This is a genomic window from Streptomyces polygonati, assembly GCF_042650325.1.
Classification (GTDB): Bacteria; Actinomycetota; Actinomycetes; order Streptomycetales; family Streptomycetaceae; genus Actinacidiphila; species Actinacidiphila polygonati.
Genome location: NZ_JBHSBB010000001.1, coordinates 107,106 through 122,985 on the forward strand (window position 1 = coordinate 107,106; position 15,880 = coordinate 122,985).

At 73.7% G+C, this 15,880-nt stretch carries 12 protein-coding genes; 5 read left to right on the forward strand and 7 right to left on the reverse strand.

Features of this window, described 5'->3' with window-relative positions; genetic code table 11:
• Positions 1 to 11 precede the first annotated feature (11 nt).
• From ACFO3J_RS00425 to ACFO3J_RS00440, 4 genes are all read left to right on the forward strand, one after another.
• Positions 12 to 860 carry an ABC transporter ATP-binding protein gene (locus ACFO3J_RS00425; RefSeq protein WP_386424594.1) on the forward strand — a complete coding sequence of 283 codons (849 nt, stop codon included), beginning with the start codon at positions 12 to 14 and terminating at the stop codon, positions 858 to 860.
• Entirely contained in the window at positions 857 to 2,926 is a 2,070-nt protein-coding gene (locus ACFO3J_RS00430) for a penicillin acylase family protein (RefSeq protein ID WP_386424597.1), read from the forward strand. Before ACFO3J_RS00425 ends, ACFO3J_RS00430 begins: the two co-directional genes overlap by 4 nt.
• Positions 2,923 to 3,555 (forward strand): GNAT family N-acetyltransferase, encoded by a 633-nt coding sequence (locus ACFO3J_RS00435; RefSeq protein WP_386424600.1) that lies wholly within the window; start codon positions 2,923 to 2,925, stop codon positions 3,553 to 3,555. The genes ACFO3J_RS00430 and ACFO3J_RS00435 overlap by 4 nt, the downstream gene beginning before the upstream one ends.
• A gap of 148 nt (positions 3,556 to 3,703) precedes the next feature.
• The gene (locus tag ACFO3J_RS00440; protein WP_386424603.1) at positions 3,704 to 7,648 is read left to right on the forward strand and encodes a SpoIIE family protein phosphatase; all 3,945 of its coding nucleotides are present in this window, start codon (positions 3,704 to 3,706) and stop codon (positions 7,646 to 7,648) included.
• Between the two features lie 52 nt (positions 7,649 to 7,700).
• Here ACFO3J_RS00440 and ACFO3J_RS00445 read toward each other — a convergent pair whose 3' ends face one another.
• The 3 genes from ACFO3J_RS00445 to ACFO3J_RS00455 are packed head-to-tail and all read right to left on the reverse strand — an operon-like array spanning position 7,701 to position 11,163.
• Positions 7,701 to 8,591, reverse strand: a complete 891-nt coding sequence (locus tag ACFO3J_RS00445; protein ID WP_386424605.1) for a fumarylacetoacetate hydrolase family protein — start codon at positions 8,589 to 8,591, stop codon at positions 7,701 to 7,703.
• Positions 8,588 to 9,841 (reverse strand): cupin domain-containing protein, encoded by a 1,254-nt coding sequence (locus ACFO3J_RS00450; RefSeq protein WP_386424608.1) that lies wholly within the window; start codon positions 9,839 to 9,841, stop codon positions 8,588 to 8,590. Before ACFO3J_RS00450 ends, ACFO3J_RS00445 begins: the two co-directional genes overlap by 4 nt.
• Positions 9,842 to 9,894: 53 nt before the next feature.
• Positions 9,895 to 11,163: an FAD-dependent oxidoreductase gene (locus tag ACFO3J_RS00455; protein ID WP_386424611.1), complete on the reverse strand. Its 1,269-nt coding sequence runs from the start codon at positions 11,161 to 11,163 to the stop codon at positions 9,895 to 9,897.
• A 56-nt stretch (positions 11,164 to 11,219) separates the two neighbouring features.
• Between ACFO3J_RS00455 and ACFO3J_RS00460 the strand changes: the two genes are divergently transcribed.
• The gene (locus ACFO3J_RS00460) at positions 11,220 to 12,029 is read left to right on the forward strand and encodes an IclR family transcriptional regulator (RefSeq protein ID WP_386424614.1); all 810 of its coding nucleotides are present in this window, start codon (positions 11,220 to 11,222) and stop codon (positions 12,027 to 12,029) included.
• Between the two features lie 50 nt (positions 12,030 to 12,079).
• Here ACFO3J_RS00460 and ACFO3J_RS00465 read toward each other — a convergent pair whose 3' ends face one another.
• Genes ACFO3J_RS00465 through ACFO3J_RS00480 form a run of 4 tightly spaced genes read right to left on the reverse strand, consistent with a single transcriptional unit; the run spans position 12,080 to position 15,870 of the window.
• On the reverse strand, positions 12,080 to 13,663 hold the full coding sequence (locus ACFO3J_RS00465; protein WP_386424617.1) for an ethanolamine ammonia-lyase reactivating factor EutA: 1,584 nt from the start codon (positions 13,661 to 13,663) through the stop codon (positions 12,080 to 12,082).
• Positions 13,660 to 14,382 (reverse strand): class II aldolase/adducin family protein, encoded by a 723-nt coding sequence (locus tag ACFO3J_RS00470; protein WP_386424620.1) that lies wholly within the window; start codon positions 14,380 to 14,382, stop codon positions 13,660 to 13,662. Before ACFO3J_RS00470 ends, ACFO3J_RS00465 begins: the two co-directional genes overlap by 4 nt.
• On the reverse strand, positions 14,382 to 15,539 hold the full coding sequence (locus ACFO3J_RS00475; protein ID WP_386424623.1) for a Rieske 2Fe-2S domain-containing protein: 1,158 nt from the start codon (positions 15,537 to 15,539) through the stop codon (positions 14,382 to 14,384). The genes ACFO3J_RS00470 and ACFO3J_RS00475 overlap by 1 nt, the downstream gene beginning before the upstream one ends.
• Positions 15,529 to 15,870 carry a hypothetical protein gene (locus ACFO3J_RS00480; RefSeq protein WP_386424626.1) on the reverse strand — a complete coding sequence of 114 codons (342 nt, stop codon included), beginning with the start codon at positions 15,868 to 15,870 and terminating at the stop codon, positions 15,529 to 15,531. Before ACFO3J_RS00480 ends, ACFO3J_RS00475 begins: the two co-directional genes overlap by 11 nt.
• Between the last annotated feature and the right edge of the window lie 10 nt (positions 15,871 to 15,880).

Here is a 15,880-nt window from a genome sequence, read left to right on the forward strand (position 1 = left end):
GAGAGGCAAGCATGACGCCGGACGGACCACGGCTGACCGGTGACGGTCTCACCCTCGCCTACGGGCGGCGCACGATCGCCGACGAGCTCACGGTCGCCATCCCGGACCGGTCCTTCACGGTGATCGTCGGCCCCAACGCCTGCGGCAAGTCCACCTTGCTGCGCGCGCTGTCCCGCACCCTCAAGCCGGCCGCCGGCACCGTACTGCTGGACGGCCAGGACATCGCCCGGCTCCCCGCGAAGCGGGTGGCCCGCACCCTGGGCCTGCTCCCGCAGTCCGCCATCGCCCCCGACGGGATCACCGTCGGCGAGCTGGTGGGCCGCGGCCGTTATCCGCACCAGGGCCTGCTGCGGCAGTGGTCGCCGAACGACGAGCGGGTGGTGCGGGATTCGATGGCGGCCACCGGGGTCGCCGAACTGGCCGACCGGATGGTCGACGAGCTCTCCGGCGGGCAGCGCCAGCGGGTCTGGATCGCGATGGCGCTGGCCCAGGAGACACCGCTGCTGCTGCTGGACGAGCCGACCACGTTCCTGGACATCGCGCACCAGATCGAGATCCTCGACCTCTGCGCCCGCCTGCACGAGGAGGAGGGCCGCACCCTGGTCGCCGTGCTGCACGACCTGAACCAGGCCGCCCGGTACGCCACCCACCTGATCGCGATGCGCGGCGGCCGGGTGCTGGCGGCCGGTGCGCCGGGCGAGATCGTCACAGCGGAACTGGTGCGGGAGGTCTTCCAGTTGCCCTGCCGGGTGATCGAGGATCCGGAAAGCGGTACGCCCCTGGTGGTGCCGGCCGCGCGGCAGGCGGTCAAGCGCCCGGCCCCCGCCGGCGCCGACACCGAAGGGGCGGGCCGGCCATGACGATCGAGGTCTTCCGCGACAGCTGGGGCATCCCCCATCTGCGCGCCGGCGATCCGCTGGAACTCGCCCACGCCCAGGGGCGCAACGCCGCCACCGACCGGGCCTGGCAGCTGGAGGTCGAGCGGCACCGGGCCCAGGGCACCTCGGCCGCCTTCCTCGGCCCCGAGCACCTGGACTGGGACCGCTTCGCCCGCCGGGCGCGGCTGGCCGACACCGCCCGGCGCTGCTTCGCCCGCCTCGACACGGACACCGCCGACTGGATCGGCCACTACGTCGCGGGAGTCAATGAGGCGCTGCCCGAAGCCGCCGACCGGCAGCCGGAGTTCGCGGCCACCGGGCTCACCCCCGGCCGCTGGGAGCCGTGGACCCCGCTGGCGCTCTGGCTCTCCCACCACATCCTCTTCGCCGGCTTCCCGGACAAGCTGTGGCGCGAGCGGGTCGCCGGACTGCTGGGCGACGAGGCCGTCCACCTCTTCGCCGCCGACGGGCCCGCCGGGTCCGGCAGCAACGGCTGGCTGGTGACGGGCGAACGCACCGCGAGCGGCGCCGCGCTGATCGCCGGGGATCCGCACCGGTTCATCGAGGAGCCGGGGATCTATCAGCAGATCCACCTGGCCTGCCCCGACTTCGACGTGGTGGGCCTGGCCGTGCCCGGCGTTCCCGGCATCGCCCACTTCGGGCACACCGGCACGGTCGCCTGGGCGATCACCAACGCCATGGCCGACTATCAGGATCTCTACCGCGAGCGGCTGCGACGCACCCCGGACGGCGGGGTCGAGGCCTTCGGCCCGGACGGGTGGCGACCGGCGGCCGCGCACACCGAGACCATCGAGGTGGCCGGCCGCGAGCCGGTCACCGTCGAGCTGGTCGAGACCGAACGCGGTGTGGTGGTGATCGGCGGCCCGGACGGTCCGGACGAGGCGGTCAGCCTGCGCTGTCCGCCCCGGGTCCGTGAGCGGTCGGGCTTCGAGGCGCTGCCCGCGCTGCTCCGGGCGCGGACCGTGGCGCAGGTCGACGCCGCCCTCGACCACTGGATCGAGCCGGTCAACGTGGTGCAGGCCGCCGACACGGCCGGCGGGTCGCTGCACCGGGTGGCCGGCGCCGTCCCGCTGCGCCACCCGGGCAACCGGGTCCGGCCGGTGCCCGCCTGGGAGTCAGGCCACGCCTGGCAGGGCTGGTACGCGCCGCTGCCGCGCGCCGAGGTCGGCGGCTACGCGGTGATGGCCAATCAGCGCGGCCTGGCGGGGGCGCTGGGCATCGAGTTCGCTCCGGCCCACCGCGCCGAGCGGATCAGCGCACTGCTGGCGGCTTCCACCGCGTGGTCCGGTCAGCAGATGGCCGCCGTGCACACGGACACCTACCTCGCGTCCACCGGCCCGCTGCTCCACCTGCTGGCCGGCCTGACCGGGCTGAGCGCCGCCGCCGACCGGCTGCGCCGGGAACTGCTCGGCTGGGACCGGCGGATGGCGGCCGACTCGGTCGCCGCCGCCCGCTATGCCGCGCTGCGCTCAGCCGTGGTGCGCGGCTTCGCCGCCGAGCCGGCGCTGGCGCCGCTGGCCGAGCCTTCCGGGCGGCCCGGACTCTTCGCGCCCTGGCTCTCGCTCACCTCACGGATCGGCTTCGCGCTGGAGCATCTGCTGAGCACCGATCTGCTGCCCGGCACCGACCCGGCCGCGCTGGTCCGCGCCGCCGCCGAGCAACTGGCCGAGCAACTGGCCGGGGAGGACGACGGGGTCGCGACGACCTGGGGCGGGACCCACCGGCTGGCCCCCTGGCAGGCGCTGCCCGAGCCCGACCCGCCGCGGTGGCCCGGGCTCGGCGGCGACCACGACTGCGTCCTGTCCACCTCCAGCGTCCCGGGCGTCACCGACCTCAGCGCCCGCGCCTCGGCGGCACGCTACGTCTGGGATCTCGCCCGCCGCGACGACAGCCTCTGGGTGGTCCCCTTCGGCGCGAGCGGCGTGCCCGGCGATCCGCACCGCCGCGACCAGCTCCCGCGCTGGCTGCGCGGCGGACTCGTCCCGGTGATCACCGACTGGAACCTGCTCAGCAAGGAGGGCGAATGACGACCGACCACCGCGCCGCGACCGGAGCGAGCCATGAACAGACCGTCCCGGGCTTCGGCCGCGTGCTGATCCGTCCGCTGGACCCGGCGGGCGACGCCGAAGTGGTGCACGGCTGGGTCGCCGAGGAACGCAGCAGGTTCTGGGGCATGGTCGGCCACAGCCGCCGGCAGGTCCAGGAGATCTACGAGTTCGTCGACTCGCTGACCACCCATCACGCCTATCTCGTACTCCTCGACCACTCCCCCGTCGCGCTCCTCCAGACCTACCGACCCGAGCACGACCCGCTCGGCGGGTTCTACCGGGTCGAACCCGGGGATCTCGGCATCCACCTGCTGACCGCCCCCGCCCAGGGCGCCCCGCGGCCCGGCCACACCAGCAGCCTGATGGCGGTCCTGCTCGGCTTCCTGCTGGCCGACCCGGCGGTTCACCGGATCGTCGCCGAGCCGGACACCCGCAACGAGAAGTCGATCGAACGGCTGCGCCGCACCGGCTTCGAACCCGGCCCGGAGATCGACCTCCCCGAAAAGCGCGCCCGCCTGTTCTTCCTGCCCCGGGCCGCCGCCGGAGCGCTTCGGCTTCGGCATGGGGCGTCCGGGAAGGCGGACGGCGCCGACCGCCCGCCCGGGTAGGCGATCCGCTCGCGCGACCGTCGGCGGGTTGCCAAAAGAGGCTCGTCCCTGTTGGCTCGACCGGGGTCGCCTTCCCCCGCCTGCCGCCGGCCGGGGGCGGGACGGACCGGAACACCGAGGATACGGCGACGAGCGGGAGGCGGGTGCGGTGGTGGCTGGGAGCCCGTACGACGGGCCCGCGCGCCCGGTCCGACCGCGATTCCCGCCGGAGCTGCTGGCGGCCGACCCGGACAGCGCGGTGAGCCGGCTGATGGCGGACACCGCGTGGCCCGCGACCGTACTCGGCCCGGTCGAGGACTGGCGCCCGGAGCTGCGTACCGTCGTGGGCCTGTGCCTGAACTCCCCCTTCCCCATGCTCGTCATGTGGGGACCGGAGCTGGCGATGGTCTACAACGACGCGTTCGTCCCGATCCTGGGCCCCAAACACCCCGCGCTGGGCCTGCGCTGCGAGGAGGTCTGGTCCGACGCGTGGCCGGTGGTCGGCGGCATGATCACCAAGGTGATGCGGCACGGCGAGTCGACTTACCACGAGGACCTCCGGCTCGCGCTGCGGCGGCACACCGCCGACGAGGCGGTCTACTTCACCTTCGCCTACAGCGCGATCCCGGCCTCCGGCGGCGGGGTGGGAGGGGTGCTCACCGTCGTCACCGAGACCACCGGCCAGGTACTCGCCCGCCGCCGGCTGCGCACACTGCGGGAACTCGGCGAGGTCCGGTCCGGCCAGGTCTCCGATCCGCGGCTGGCGTGCGCCGCCGCGGCGCGCGTACTCGGCGCCCACCGCGAGGACGTGCCCTTCGGCGTCGTCTACCTGCTGGACGACGACGGGGGTGACGGCGGGGGCGACGGCGGCCGGGCCCGGGCGGTGGCCTCGTTCGGGCTGGCGGAGCCGGGCCCGGGCGGCCCGGGGCCGCTGCCGCGTGAGGTGTCGGCGGGGACGGCGGCAGCCGCGGACGCCGACGGCGAGTGGATCCGGCGGGCCGTCACCGAGGGTGTCGCGGGGACGCGCACCGGCCTGGCCGAGCGGCTGCGCGGCCGGGTGCTCCCCGGCGCGGACCCGGGCGGCGACGCGCCCGCCGACATCGCCGTGGTCATGCCGCTCGCCGCCACCGAGGGCGACCGGCCGCGCGGCGCGGTGATCCTCGGCGTCAGCCCCCACCTGCCGCTGGACGACGCCTACCGGGGGTTCCTGAAGCTGTCGGCCAACCACCTGACGGCGGCGGTCACCGACGCCGAGGCCCAGGCCGCGCAGCTGCGCCGCGCCGAGGAACTGGCCGGACTCGACCGGGCCAGGACGAAGTTCTTCACCGGTGTCAGCCACGAGCTGCGCACTCCGCTGACCCTGATCACCGGACCGGCCCAGGACGCGCTCGCCGACGAACGGCAGCCGCTGGCGCCCGCCCAGCGCGAGCGGGTGGAGATCATCGACCGCAACGCCGCCCGGCTGCGGCGCCTGGTCGACACCCTGCTCGACTTCAGCCGCATCGAGGACGGCCGGCTGCGTCCGGAACCGGTCGCGGTCGAACTCGGCGCGCTCACCCGGGGAATAGCGGAATCCTTCGCGCCGGCCGCGGACCGCGCGCGGCTCCGCTTCACCATCGACTGCCCGGCGGACCCGAGACCGGTGCTGGTCGATCCCGACCTGTGGGAACGCATCGTGCTCAATCTGCTGTCCAACGCGGTGAAGTTCACCCTGGAAGGAGAGATCCGGATCAGTCTCCGGATCACCGGCGGTGGCGCCGGCTCCGGTACCGCCACCGGCACCGGGGCAGGCACTGACCCGGGTACGGGCGACAGCGTGGTGCTGGAGGTGAGCGACACCGGGGTCGGGATACCGGCGGACGAACTCCCCCACGTCTTCGAGCGCTTCCGGCAGGTGCGCGGGGTACGCGGACGCTCCCACGAGGGCTCGGGCATCGGACTGGCGCTGGTACGGGAACTGGCCGCGCTGCACGACGGCACCGCGGTGGCGGTCAGCCGGCCGGGCGGCGGCACGACCCTCACCGTGCGCGTCCCGGCCCGGATCGCCGCGGCGCCCGCCCAGCGCACCCCGGGCGGCGGCCGCGCCGAGGACTACGTCGCCGAAGCCCTCCAGTGGAGTGCCCCCGCCCGCTCCGGCGGGAGCGGTCCCACGCCGCCGGTTCCGCCCGGCGGCGGCAGCGTACTCATCGCGGAGGACAACGCCGATCTGCGGGTCTATCTGGCCGGGCTGCTGGCGCCCGGCTACACGGTCGCGGTCGCGGCCGACGGCCACGAGGCGCTGCGCCAGGCCCGTCTGCTGCGCCCCGACCTCGTACTCACCGACGTCATGATGCCCGGCCTGGACGGCTTCGCGCTGCTGCGCGCGCTGCGCGCCGACCCCGCCACCGCCCGCACCCCGGTGGTGTTCCTCTCCGCCCGCGCCGGCGAGGAAGCCGCTGTCGAGGGTCTCGCCGCGGGCGCCGACGACTACCTGGCCAAACCCTTCTCCTCGACCGACCTGCTGGCCCGGGTCCGCTCCAATCTCGACCTGGCCCGGCTGCGCAACCACGAGTCCGCCTGGCGCACCGCGCTGGTCAACGCCATGCAGGACGGCTTCTTCGTGGCCGGGCCCGACCTCAGCGTGATCGAGATCAACGACGCCTTCACCCAACTGCTCGGCTACGAGGCCCCGCAGCTGCCCTGGCCGGTCCCCCACCCCTGGTGGCCCACCGCCGGGCAGGATCCGGACGGCTTCGCCCTCGTCGAAGCCGCGCTGGCCACCGTACGCGCGGACGGCCGCGGTCGCTTCGTGCTGCCGCTGTGGCACCGCGACGGGCGCCGGCTGTGGGTCGAGGTGTCCCTCGACTCGCTGCGGGACCACGGCGGTCCGGGACGCCGGGACGACGGCGAGCGGCTGCTGGTCGGCACCCTGCGCGACGTCACCGCCCAGCATCTGACCGCCGAACGCGACGCCGCCGTGGCCCGTCTGGCCGGACTGCTCACCGGACTCGACGACGGCGCCGAGGTGCTGACGGTGGGCCTGGCCGAATTCCGCGACTGCTGGCAGGCCGAGCGGGTGTCCCTGCTGCGCTGGAACGACCCCGGCACCCCGGAGAGCGCCGAGACCGCCGAAACCACCGCCACGACAGGGTCCACGCCGCCGTCGGGCGCCGCGCTGCCGCCGGCCGGTGTCGCGGACTTCGCCCGCACCGGGCGCCTGTTCACCCGCACCGACGACGGTCCCGCGCCGTCCTCGCCCGACGGCGCCGCGGTGACCGCGGTGGGCGCGCCGCTGTACGACGGGCTCGAACAGGCGCTGCTCTGGCTGGAGTTCGGCCGCGCCCGCCCGTTCCCGGTCGCGGACCGCACCTTGATGGTCCAGCTCACCGGCCATCTGCAGCGCGCGCTGGGCCGGGCCCGGGCGAACGACGAGCAGCGCCAGGTCGCCCTGGCTCTCCAACGGGCGATCCTCGGGCCGGCCGAGCTGCCCCCCGGGTTCGCCGTCCGCTACGACCCCGCCAGTTCCACCCTGGAAGTGGGGGGCGACTGGTACGACGTGGTGGAACTGCCGGGGCGCCGCTACGGGGTGATGGTCGGCGACGTCGTCGGCCGCGGCCTGCCCGCGGCCACCACCATGGGCCAACTGCGCAGTGCTGCCCGGGCGTTGCTGCTGGAGAACAACGGCCCGGCCCGGGTGCTCGCGGCCCTGGACCGGTTCGGCGCACTGCTGCCGGGCGCGTACTGCAGCACCGTCTTCTGCGCGGTGATCGATCCGGCCACCGCGACCGTGCGGTACAGCAGCGCCGGGCACCCCCCCGCCCTCGTCGCCGCGCCCGACGGGACCGTCCAGTGGCTCGAACACGCCCGGTCCCTGCCGCTGGCCGTGCGTACCGGGGGCGAGCGCCCGGAGACCACCGCGGCGATCCCGGCGGGCTCCCATCTGCTGCTCTACACCGACGGGTTGGTCGAACGCCGCCGCGAGATCCTCACCACCGGCATCGAACGCGCCGCCGCGGCGCTGTCCGCCGCCGTCGGGCTCGACCCCGAAGCCGTCGTCGAGCATGTCTGCGCCGCCCTGCTCGGCAAGGACCACCACGAGGACGACGTCGCCCTGCTCGTCTATCACCAGCGCTGAGGCCGGAGGGGCATCAGCAGGTGATCCGGCCGCTGCCCCGCCGGCCGGCGCCTCAGCCGGACACGGCGGTCCGTTCCGCCTCCACCGCCATCCGCATGGTCCCGAGCCGGCTGATCGAGGTGTCGAGGGTGTCGCCGGGCAGGATCGGGCCGACGCCGGGCGGGGCGCCGGTGAAGATCACATCGCCGGGGTTGAGGGTCATCATGCGCGAGGCGTAGGCGATGATCTGCGGGACCGGGGTGATCAGTGCCGCGGTGTTGACCGCCTGGCGGAGTTCGCCGTTGCAGGTCAGCCGGATGTCGAAGTCGGCCGGGTCGCCCGCCTCGTCGCCGGTGGTGAGCCAGGGGCCCAGCGGGCTGAAGGTGTCGTAGCTCTTGCGGCGCGACCGGTCGGCCGCGCTGCGGACGGTGATGTCCAGGCCGATGGTGTAGCCGAGCACATGGTCCAGGGCGTCCTCGACCGCGATGTCCTTGCCGCCGGCGCCGATCACCACGACCAGCTCGGATTCGTGGTGGATCTCGCTGCCTTCGTCGAGCACCGGGCGCGGGAGCACGATCGGGCCCTGCGGTCCGACGATGGAGGACGGCGCCTTGAGGAAGATGTCGAAGTTCATCATCCACGACTCGACCTGCCCCAGCGTGCGGTGCTGGACGGCGTGCATCTCGTCCACATGGGCCTGGTAGTTGCTGGCCGAGGCGATGATCTTGGTGGGGGCCAGCACCGGCGCTCCCAGCAGGACGGATTCCAGCGGCAGTTCGGGACCGGCGTCGGCCGCCGCCCGCAGGGCGGGGGCGAGTTCGGCGAAGTCCCGGCACAGCCGGCGCCACCAGCCGGCCAGCAGCGGATCGGGGTCGTGCGGCCAGGGCAGCGCGTGGGTCACGTCCACCAGGGCGTCACCGGTGACGACGCCGAGCCGGTTGTCGTCGAAGAGGGCGAGTCTCATGCGCGCACCGTGTCCAGATCCGTGAGGACCGCCGCGGGGGCGGTCGGCGTTGCCGGGGTGAAGACGCCGGTGACCGGTTGCGGGGCGTCCAGGGTCAGCTCGCGGTAGATGCCGAGAGCCCGCAGCACCGGGCTGTCGCCGATGCTGAACAAGTCGGCGCCGGCGGCGCTGGCGTGCTCGACGGCGGCCCAGGACGGGACGACGAACATGTCGCCGGCCGACCAGTCGAACCACTGCCCTTCGATCACCGAGGAGCCCGCTCCCCGGTGGACGACGAAGACGGTGTTGCCGGTGCGGCGGACCGGTTGTGTCGTCGCCCCGGGCGTCAGCCGGTGCATGCCGCAGTTCATCGTCGGCAGCACGCTGGCACCGGTCTGCGGATTGACGAATTCCAGGCTGACCAGACAGTCGCCGCTCTCGGCTGCCAGCCGGGACAACTCCCGGTCGGTGTCGGCCCATCGGTAGACCAGCAGCGGGGACGGCTCGGCGTCCAGCACGTCGCGGACCGCGCCGCTGACGAAGCGCGGGCCGGGTCCGGCCGACGTCTCGGACCGGTTGTGCGGGGACTCGTCCGGCTGCCGCAGGTCGGGGTAGGGCTCGAAGAACACCGCGTCCAGCGCCTCGATCATCGGCAGGTCGAGCCCGTCGAACCAGAGCATCGGGCCGTCGCCGGTACTGCTGTGGTCGTGCCAGTTCCACGACGGGGTGAGCACCAGGTCGCCGGGGTGCATGTCGCACACATCGCCGTCGACGGTGGTCGCCACGCCGTCCCCGGAGAGGATGAAGCGGATGGCGCCGGGGGTGTGCCGGTGGGCCGGCGCCGTCTCGCCCTGGCCGAGGCACTGGATCGCGCCCCACAACGTGCCCGCCACATAGGGCAGTCCGCCGAGTCCCGGATTGCCGAGGCTGAGCACCCGGCGTTCGCCGCCGCGCTCGACGGGCACCAACCGCAGCGCCTGTTCGGCGAGTTCGGTCAGCACCGGGGCACTCCACAGCCAGGGGACCGAGCGCGGGCGGGGCGAGGGCGGGAGCAGATCGCGGGTGATGGTCCACAGCGGGTGCAGGTCGACGGCGGCCAGGTCCGCGTAGAAGGACGCCAGTTGGGAGTCCTCCGCGAGCCGGGTCTCCGCCGGAGCCGGGGCCGCGGCCGGGGCCGCCGCAGGCGCCGTGGGTGCGGCCGGGGCCACGGACTGCGCCAGGGGGGCGGATTCCGCACCGGGCCGGGCGGGTGTGGTGCTGTCGTACGTCATGGGTCCTCTTTCGCTCGCGCCGCGCCCGGCCGGGCGCGGCGGCAACGGTGCGCTCATATCGCCGGGTCGGCCGCCGCGCCGATGCGGCGGTCCACCTCCTCGGCCGGCAGCCCGATCCCGAAGCGGGCCACCGATTCGAGCAGTGAGGCGCGCCTGCACCAGGCCCGCGCCCGGTCGGGGTCGGCGGCGATGGCGCGCATCTCCTCCTGGTTGGCCTTCCGTTTGGCCTCGTCGCGCTCGCTGATCCGCTCGGTGTTCCGCTTGGTGTCGGCCTGTACGTACTCGACGGCCACCTGCCGCCGTACGAAGTTGAAGGCCGCCAGTTCGGCCGCCTCGTCGGCGCCGTCGTGCAGGACGCGGACCAGCCGGCGGGCCAGGTCGACGCCGTCGTGGATGCCGCTGTTGAGTCCCACCCCGCCGAGCGGGCTGTTGATGTGGGCCGCGTCGCCTATCAGCGCGCAGGGGCCGAAGACGAAGGAGTCCGCCACCCGCTGGTGCACGTTGTAGATCTGGTAGTCGATGATCGGGTAGCCGGCCGGCAGCGGGGAGATCCCCTGGAGCCGGGCCTGCATCTCGGCGGCGTCGGTGGCCTGCTCGTAGGTCTGCTCGGCCGGCACCGGGTACACCGCGCGCCAGGACTCGGCGGTGCGCAGCAGGAAGAGCCATTCGTCGGGGTCGGCCACGTAGTTGACGTCGGCGATGTCCGGGATGAGCGCGCGGAAGTCGGCCGAGGTGCTGGCGATCAGGAACCGCTCGGGGTAGGTGAACCCCTCGAACCGCGCGCCCAGCAGGCCGCGGGCGGTGCTGCTGGCGCCGTCGGCCGCGATGAGGAAGCTGCCGCGCAGGCTCACCTCGCCGGACGGGCCGCGGCCCTCCACCACCACGCCCTCGTCACCGGTACGGATCGCGTCGGCGGTGATGCCGTAGTGCATCGTGACGTTCGGGGCGTCGGCCAGCCGCTCCACCAGCATCCGCACCAGGTGCTGCTGGTTGAGCTGCAGCCGGTGCGGGAACTTCGTCTCCTCCTTGAGCAGGGTGAAGTCGAATTCCGCGACCAGCCCCGAGCGCCGGTCGCGGTACTGGTAGCGCGGAACCGTCAGCCCCTCGGCGTGCATCTGCGCCGACAGGCCGAGTTCGTCGAGCAGTTCGAGCGTCGGCGGGTGGAACGTCGAGGCGCGCCAGTCGGTGCGCGGCTCCGGCTCGCGCTCGATGACGTGCACGTCCACGCCGGCTCGGGCAAGTGCCCATGCCGCGGTGACGCCGACCGGGCCGCCTCCGAGCACGAGTACGGGCAGCTCACGATGATTCGCGACGAATGTCATAGTCCAACCTTAGTGATTATTCCGCGCCTTGAAAGAGATGGCGCTACTATTCCGGTATGAAGAACCCAGCCCACGATGACCCCCACCCGCCCGCCGCGTACGAACCGCAGGCGGGCCTGTCATCGGTCGACAACGCCCTTCAGCTGCTGCATCTCATCGGTGAGCGGCGCGCGCTGCGCGTCGCCGAGGCCGCAGAGGCGCTGGGCGTCGCCCGATCCACCGCGCACCGGCTGCTGACCGCGCTGCGCCGGCAGAGCTTCGTGATGCAGGACAAGCCCAACGGCGTCTACCGCCCCGGACGCGCCCTGCTGGAGATCGGCCTCGCGGCGATCGGCCGGGTCGACATCCGGCACGCGGCCAGGCCGGTGCTGGAGCGGCTCAGCGAGCAGACCCAGGAGACGGCCAGCCTGCTGCTGCTGGAAGGCGATTCCGTCCGTTTCATAGACTGCGTCGAAGGCTCCCGGGCGGTGCGCGTGGCGACCCGCACCGGGATCGTGCTGCCGGCCCACTGCACGGCCGGCGGCAAGGCGATCCTGGCCGCGCTGCCGAGCAGCGACCTGGGCCGCCGCTACCCCACCCGGCGGTTGGACACCCGCACTCCCCACTCCATCTCCACCTGGGGCGAGTTGGAGTCCGAGCTGAACGAGATCCGGGGTGCCGGCTACGCGGTCAACTTCGGCGAGGGCGAGACGAGCATCAGCGCGGTGGGGATGGCGATCTACGACCTGATCGGCTATCCACTGGCGGCCATCGCGGTGGCTGTGCCGCGGTCCCGGCTGGAGACCCCGGAGCAGGCCAGGGCGCTGGCTCCGCTGGTGGTCCAGGCGCAGGCGTCGATGCGCGAGGCGCTCAACGAGACGGCCTGAGCGCCGTTCCACCCGCCGCGGCGGCGGCCTGGCACCTGCCGAGCCGCCGTTCACAGCGCGAACACCAGCGACTTGAGCGAGACCGGGACGGTCCCCGACTTCGCGAGCACCGCCCCGACATCGACGTAGTCGAGTTCGGAGACGGTAATGCCGTCCACCGCGACCACGGGTGACGTCACCCCCTGATCGAGCAGCAGGCAGCCGACGGTCCTGGCGATGTCGCCGTCGAAGAGCAGGCACAGCGGCAGGCCCGAGGCGATCCGCCCGGCCAGGCCGCGCCGGATGCCCGCGACGAAGGCGTCCAGCCGCCGGAAGGTCGGCAGCCCGCTCCAGCGGAAGGCGAAGGCCAACGGGTCGGCCGGGTCCGCGTCCAACTGCGCGAGCCGCCGCCGGACGGCGGCCGCGACCAGCTCCGGATCGACCGTCCCGCCCAGCTCGACCTCGGGCCGGACCACCCGCAGATTGCGCAGCGGCAGGAGGGCCGGGTCGCTGACGCCGACGGTGTTCCCGCTCACCTGCACGGTGTACTGCGAGGCTCCCAGCACCGTGGCCCTGATCGCCCGCCCGCAGTCCTCCACCGGGCCGGGCAGCCGTCCGGTCCGCTCGGCGAGCGCGCGGCCGAACAGCGGACCCAGATCGCCGAACTCCCGGGTCTCGCGGCCGTAGACGTACTCGGCGACACCGCCGGAGAACAGCACGGCGTCGTAGGGACCCCGCTCGGCCAGCGGTTCGGTGAGCCCGATCCAGTCGAGACCGCCGGCCGGGAGCGGCCCGCCGAGCACCGCCGCGAGGACGGAATCGGCCATCAGCCCAGCGAGTGCGGTCAGTTCGGCGGCCGAGGGGGCATCTCCGAGCGACCAGTCCCGGCCGAGCGCCGCCGCCAGCCGCTTGCCCGCCGGCTCGAGCCGGACGATCCGCCCGGAGTCGTCGAGCACGATCAGGCGTCCGCCCAGGTGCAGCGCGGCGGTGGCGCGTACGGCGCCGGACTCGGCCACCGCGAGCTTGGTGGTGCCGCCGCCGACGTCGATGTCGAGCACCCGGCCGCCGCCCTCGCTCCTGGCCACCGCTCCCGATCCGTGGGCGGCCAGCACCGCCTCCATGCCGTGCCCGGCCGCCGCGCAGATGAAGCGGCCGGTCCGGGCCGCGAACAGCTCGGCGATCGCAGGGGCGTTGACACGGCGGGTCGCCTCGCCGGTGAGGATGACGGCGCCGGTGTCCACCGCGTCGGCCGTGACGCCGGCTTCCGCCAGCGCCCCGTCCATGACGGCCTTCAGCCGCTCGCCGTCGATCCGCAGCCCGTCGGCGTAGGGCGTCAGGGCGACCGGCGACTCGTAGACGATCCGCTTGTCCACCACCGCGAAGGCGCTGGACATCTCCCGCCCCAGCCGGCGCAGCGTCAGCCGCGACAGCAGCAGCTGGCTGGTGGCCGAGCCGATGTCGATGCCGGCGCTGGTGAGGACGATCTGGTCGCGTTCCCACAGCGGGTGGTCCGGGTCGTCGGACCAGATGTCCGCGCTGTGCTCGTGGTCGTGACCATGGCTGTGCTCGTGCCGGTGGCCGTGGTCGCCGCCCGGCGAACGGCCGGCGCCGGTCCCGGGCTCGGTCTGCGTCCCGGTCTCTGACATCCCGCTCATCGCTCCCCCGCCGCCTCGTTCGCCAGCCGGAGGTAGAACCGCCAGGTGGAGTCGATCAGCTCCGGCCGGGTCCGGCCGGTCCCGACCACGGCCGCCCGGTCGGCGGGATCGATCGGCCGCGGCTGCCCGAGCTGCCGGGCCCGGAAGTTCAGCTCGGCCAGCTCGCTGAGCTTGATGACGTTCAGCGCCGCCTCCTCCGGGGTCGCGCCCGCGGTCGTCACACCGTGGCCGCGCATCAGGCAGGCACCACTCGCCCCCAGCACGGCGGCCAGTTCGTCACCCAGCTCGCGGTCCGCCACCAGTACACCGCGCTGATAGGTCGGCACCCCGCGCGCCAGCAGCCGCGCCGCGTAGGGGTCGTAGGCCCCGATCAGCGGCAGCAGCGGGACGTCGCAGATGCCGAAGAGCACCGGCATCAGCGGGTGGACGTGCGCCACACCGCCGACGTCCGGGCGGGCCCGGTAGACCGCGAGGTGGATGGCGACCTCCTGCGGGGGCCGCAGGCCCGGGGCGCCGGAGACCAGTGCCCCGTCCGGATCGACGATCACCACGTCCTCGGCCTCGGCGAAGCGCAGGCCGGACTCGGCCGGTCCCCTGGCCTTGACCGCCACCGTCCCGTCGGGCAGCCGCATGCTGACATGGCCGGCCGGTTCGCGGGTCAGCCCCAGGCGGCCGAGGACACGGCAGGCCGCCGCGACGCGCTCGGCCGCCGGCGCCATCACACCCTGCCCTCGGCCACGGCCACCCGCGCCTGGCCCTGGGACACGTCGAAGGTGACCTTGGCCCGGTCGGGGTCGCGGATCAGCGCCATCGGGTCCGCACCGGCCTGCACCAGCTCGATCTGCTGCCGCAGCAGCCGCCGGTACATCGCGATGCCCTTGTCCTCCGCGCCGAGCATCTCCTTGGTGCGGTCGTAGACGGCGCCCTGTGTCTCCCAGGCCATCCGGTCCTGGCTGGTGAAGGTGTCCATCGCGTGGTCGCCGTCGGCGGTCATCTCCGAGGGGAGGCGGACCACGCTGGGCTCCTCGTCGTGCACCCGCTCCTCGCCCGGCTTGTCGGGCCGCAGGCCGGCCCGGATCAGCATGGTGTGCTCGTCGTCCACCGGCACCCGCCAGTGCATGGCCTGCAACGGGCCCTCCGGCAGCCGCAGGATGTTGGGGAAGACCAGCGGGTGCCCGGTCTCCTCCTCCACCGCCCCGGTGGTGTCGCGGTACACGCGGCGCTTGATGATGCCCCACTCGAACTGCTCGAAGGAGTACTTCTCGATCGGGCGGTAGTAGTAGCTGCCCCGGTCGATGCCCTTCACGTGCATGGTGTGGCCGTGCAGCCAGAAGGTGTGCACCGTGTCCACGGCGTTCTCCATCGGCTGCAGCCAGTTGCAGCGCAGGTCCTTCTCCACGAACAGCGTCAGGTGGCCGTCACGCCGGTCGAGCACGTCCCACTGCGGCAGCACGGGCGGCTCGCCGGGCCCCATGTACGCGAAGACGATGCCGCGGTAGGCGCGGACCGGGTATCCGGCGATCCGGGCGCGCTCGCGGGCCCGCCGGTTCTCCTGCTCGAAGGGCTGCTCGACGCACTGGCCGGTGCTGTCGTACTTCCAGCCGTGGTAGGGGCAGCGGATCTCGCAGCCCTCCACGAAGCCGTAGTACAGCGAGACCCGCCGGTGCGCGCAGGACTCGGCGACCAGGGCGTAGGTGTTCTCGTCGGTCAGATAGAGCACCAGGTCCTCGCCCAGCACCCGGATGCGCTTGGTGCGCTTGTCCGGGGACAGGTCGGCGGTGACGGCGACCGGCTGCCAGTAGCGGCGCAGCAGGTCTCCCGCCGGGGTGCCCGGACCGACGCGGGTCAGGAATTCGTTCTCGGCTTCACTGATCATGATCATGCTCCTGTTGATTCCGCAGGGCCTGCCGCAGCATGGCGGCCACACCCCGTCGGAGGTCGTCGCGCTCCCCTTGCCCGCCGTGCGCCGCCCAGCTGTCCGCCAGCCGGCGCAGATACGGCTCGGCGTCGCCGCCGGGCAGGGTCTCGATGAGCGGCTCGATGTCGCGCTCCAGTTCCTCCAGATAGACCCAGGTCCGGTCGTCGGCCGGGCCCCAGCCGAGGCGGGCCTGGAGCGCGTTCAGATAGCTCCAGAAGTCGACCGACAGCGTCGACGCGTCGGCCGCGACGTGGAAGTCCTCGTCGAAGCTGCGTTCCAGGGCGACCATCCCGCCTCCT

Excerpts from the sequence above, each read along its gene's own strand:
- ACFO3J_RS00425 (WP_386424594.1), top strand. The coding sequence starts at position 12 with ATGACGCCGGACGGACCACGGCTGACCGGTGACGGTCTCACCCTCGCC.
- ACFO3J_RS00430 (WP_386424597.1), top strand. The coding sequence starts at position 857 with ATGACGATCGAGGTCTTCCGCGACAGCTGGGGCATCCCCCATCTGCGC.
- ACFO3J_RS00435 (WP_386424600.1), top strand. The coding sequence starts at position 2,923 with ATGACGACCGACCACCGCGCCGCGACCGGAGCGAGCCATGAACAGACC.
- ACFO3J_RS00445 (WP_386424605.1), bottom strand. The coding sequence starts at position 8,591 with ATGAGACTCGCCCTCTTCGACGACAACCGGCTCGGCGTCGTCACCGGT.
- ACFO3J_RS00450 (WP_386424608.1), bottom strand. The coding sequence starts at position 9,841 with ATGACGTACGACAGCACCACACCCGCCCGGCCCGGTGCGGAATCCGCC.
- ACFO3J_RS00455 (WP_386424611.1), bottom strand. The coding sequence starts at position 11,163 with ATGACATTCGTCGCGAATCATCGTGAGCTGCCCGTACTCGTGCTCGGA.
- ACFO3J_RS00460 (WP_386424614.1), top strand. The coding sequence starts at position 11,220 with ATGAAGAACCCAGCCCACGATGACCCCCACCCGCCCGCCGCGTACGAA.
- ACFO3J_RS00465 (WP_386424617.1), bottom strand. The coding sequence starts at position 13,663 with ATGAGCGGGATGTCAGAGACCGGGACGCAGACCGAGCCCGGGACCGGC.
- ACFO3J_RS00470 (WP_386424620.1), bottom strand. The coding sequence starts at position 14,382 with ATGGCGCCGGCGGCCGAGCGCGTCGCGGCGGCCTGCCGTGTCCTCGGC.
- ACFO3J_RS00475 (WP_386424623.1), bottom strand. The coding sequence starts at position 15,539 with ATGATCAGTGAAGCCGAGAACGAATTCCTGACCCGCGTCGGTCCGGGC.
- ACFO3J_RS00480 (WP_386424626.1), bottom strand. The coding sequence starts at position 15,870 with ATGGTCGCCCTGGAACGCAGCTTCGACGAGGACTTCCACGTCGCGGCC.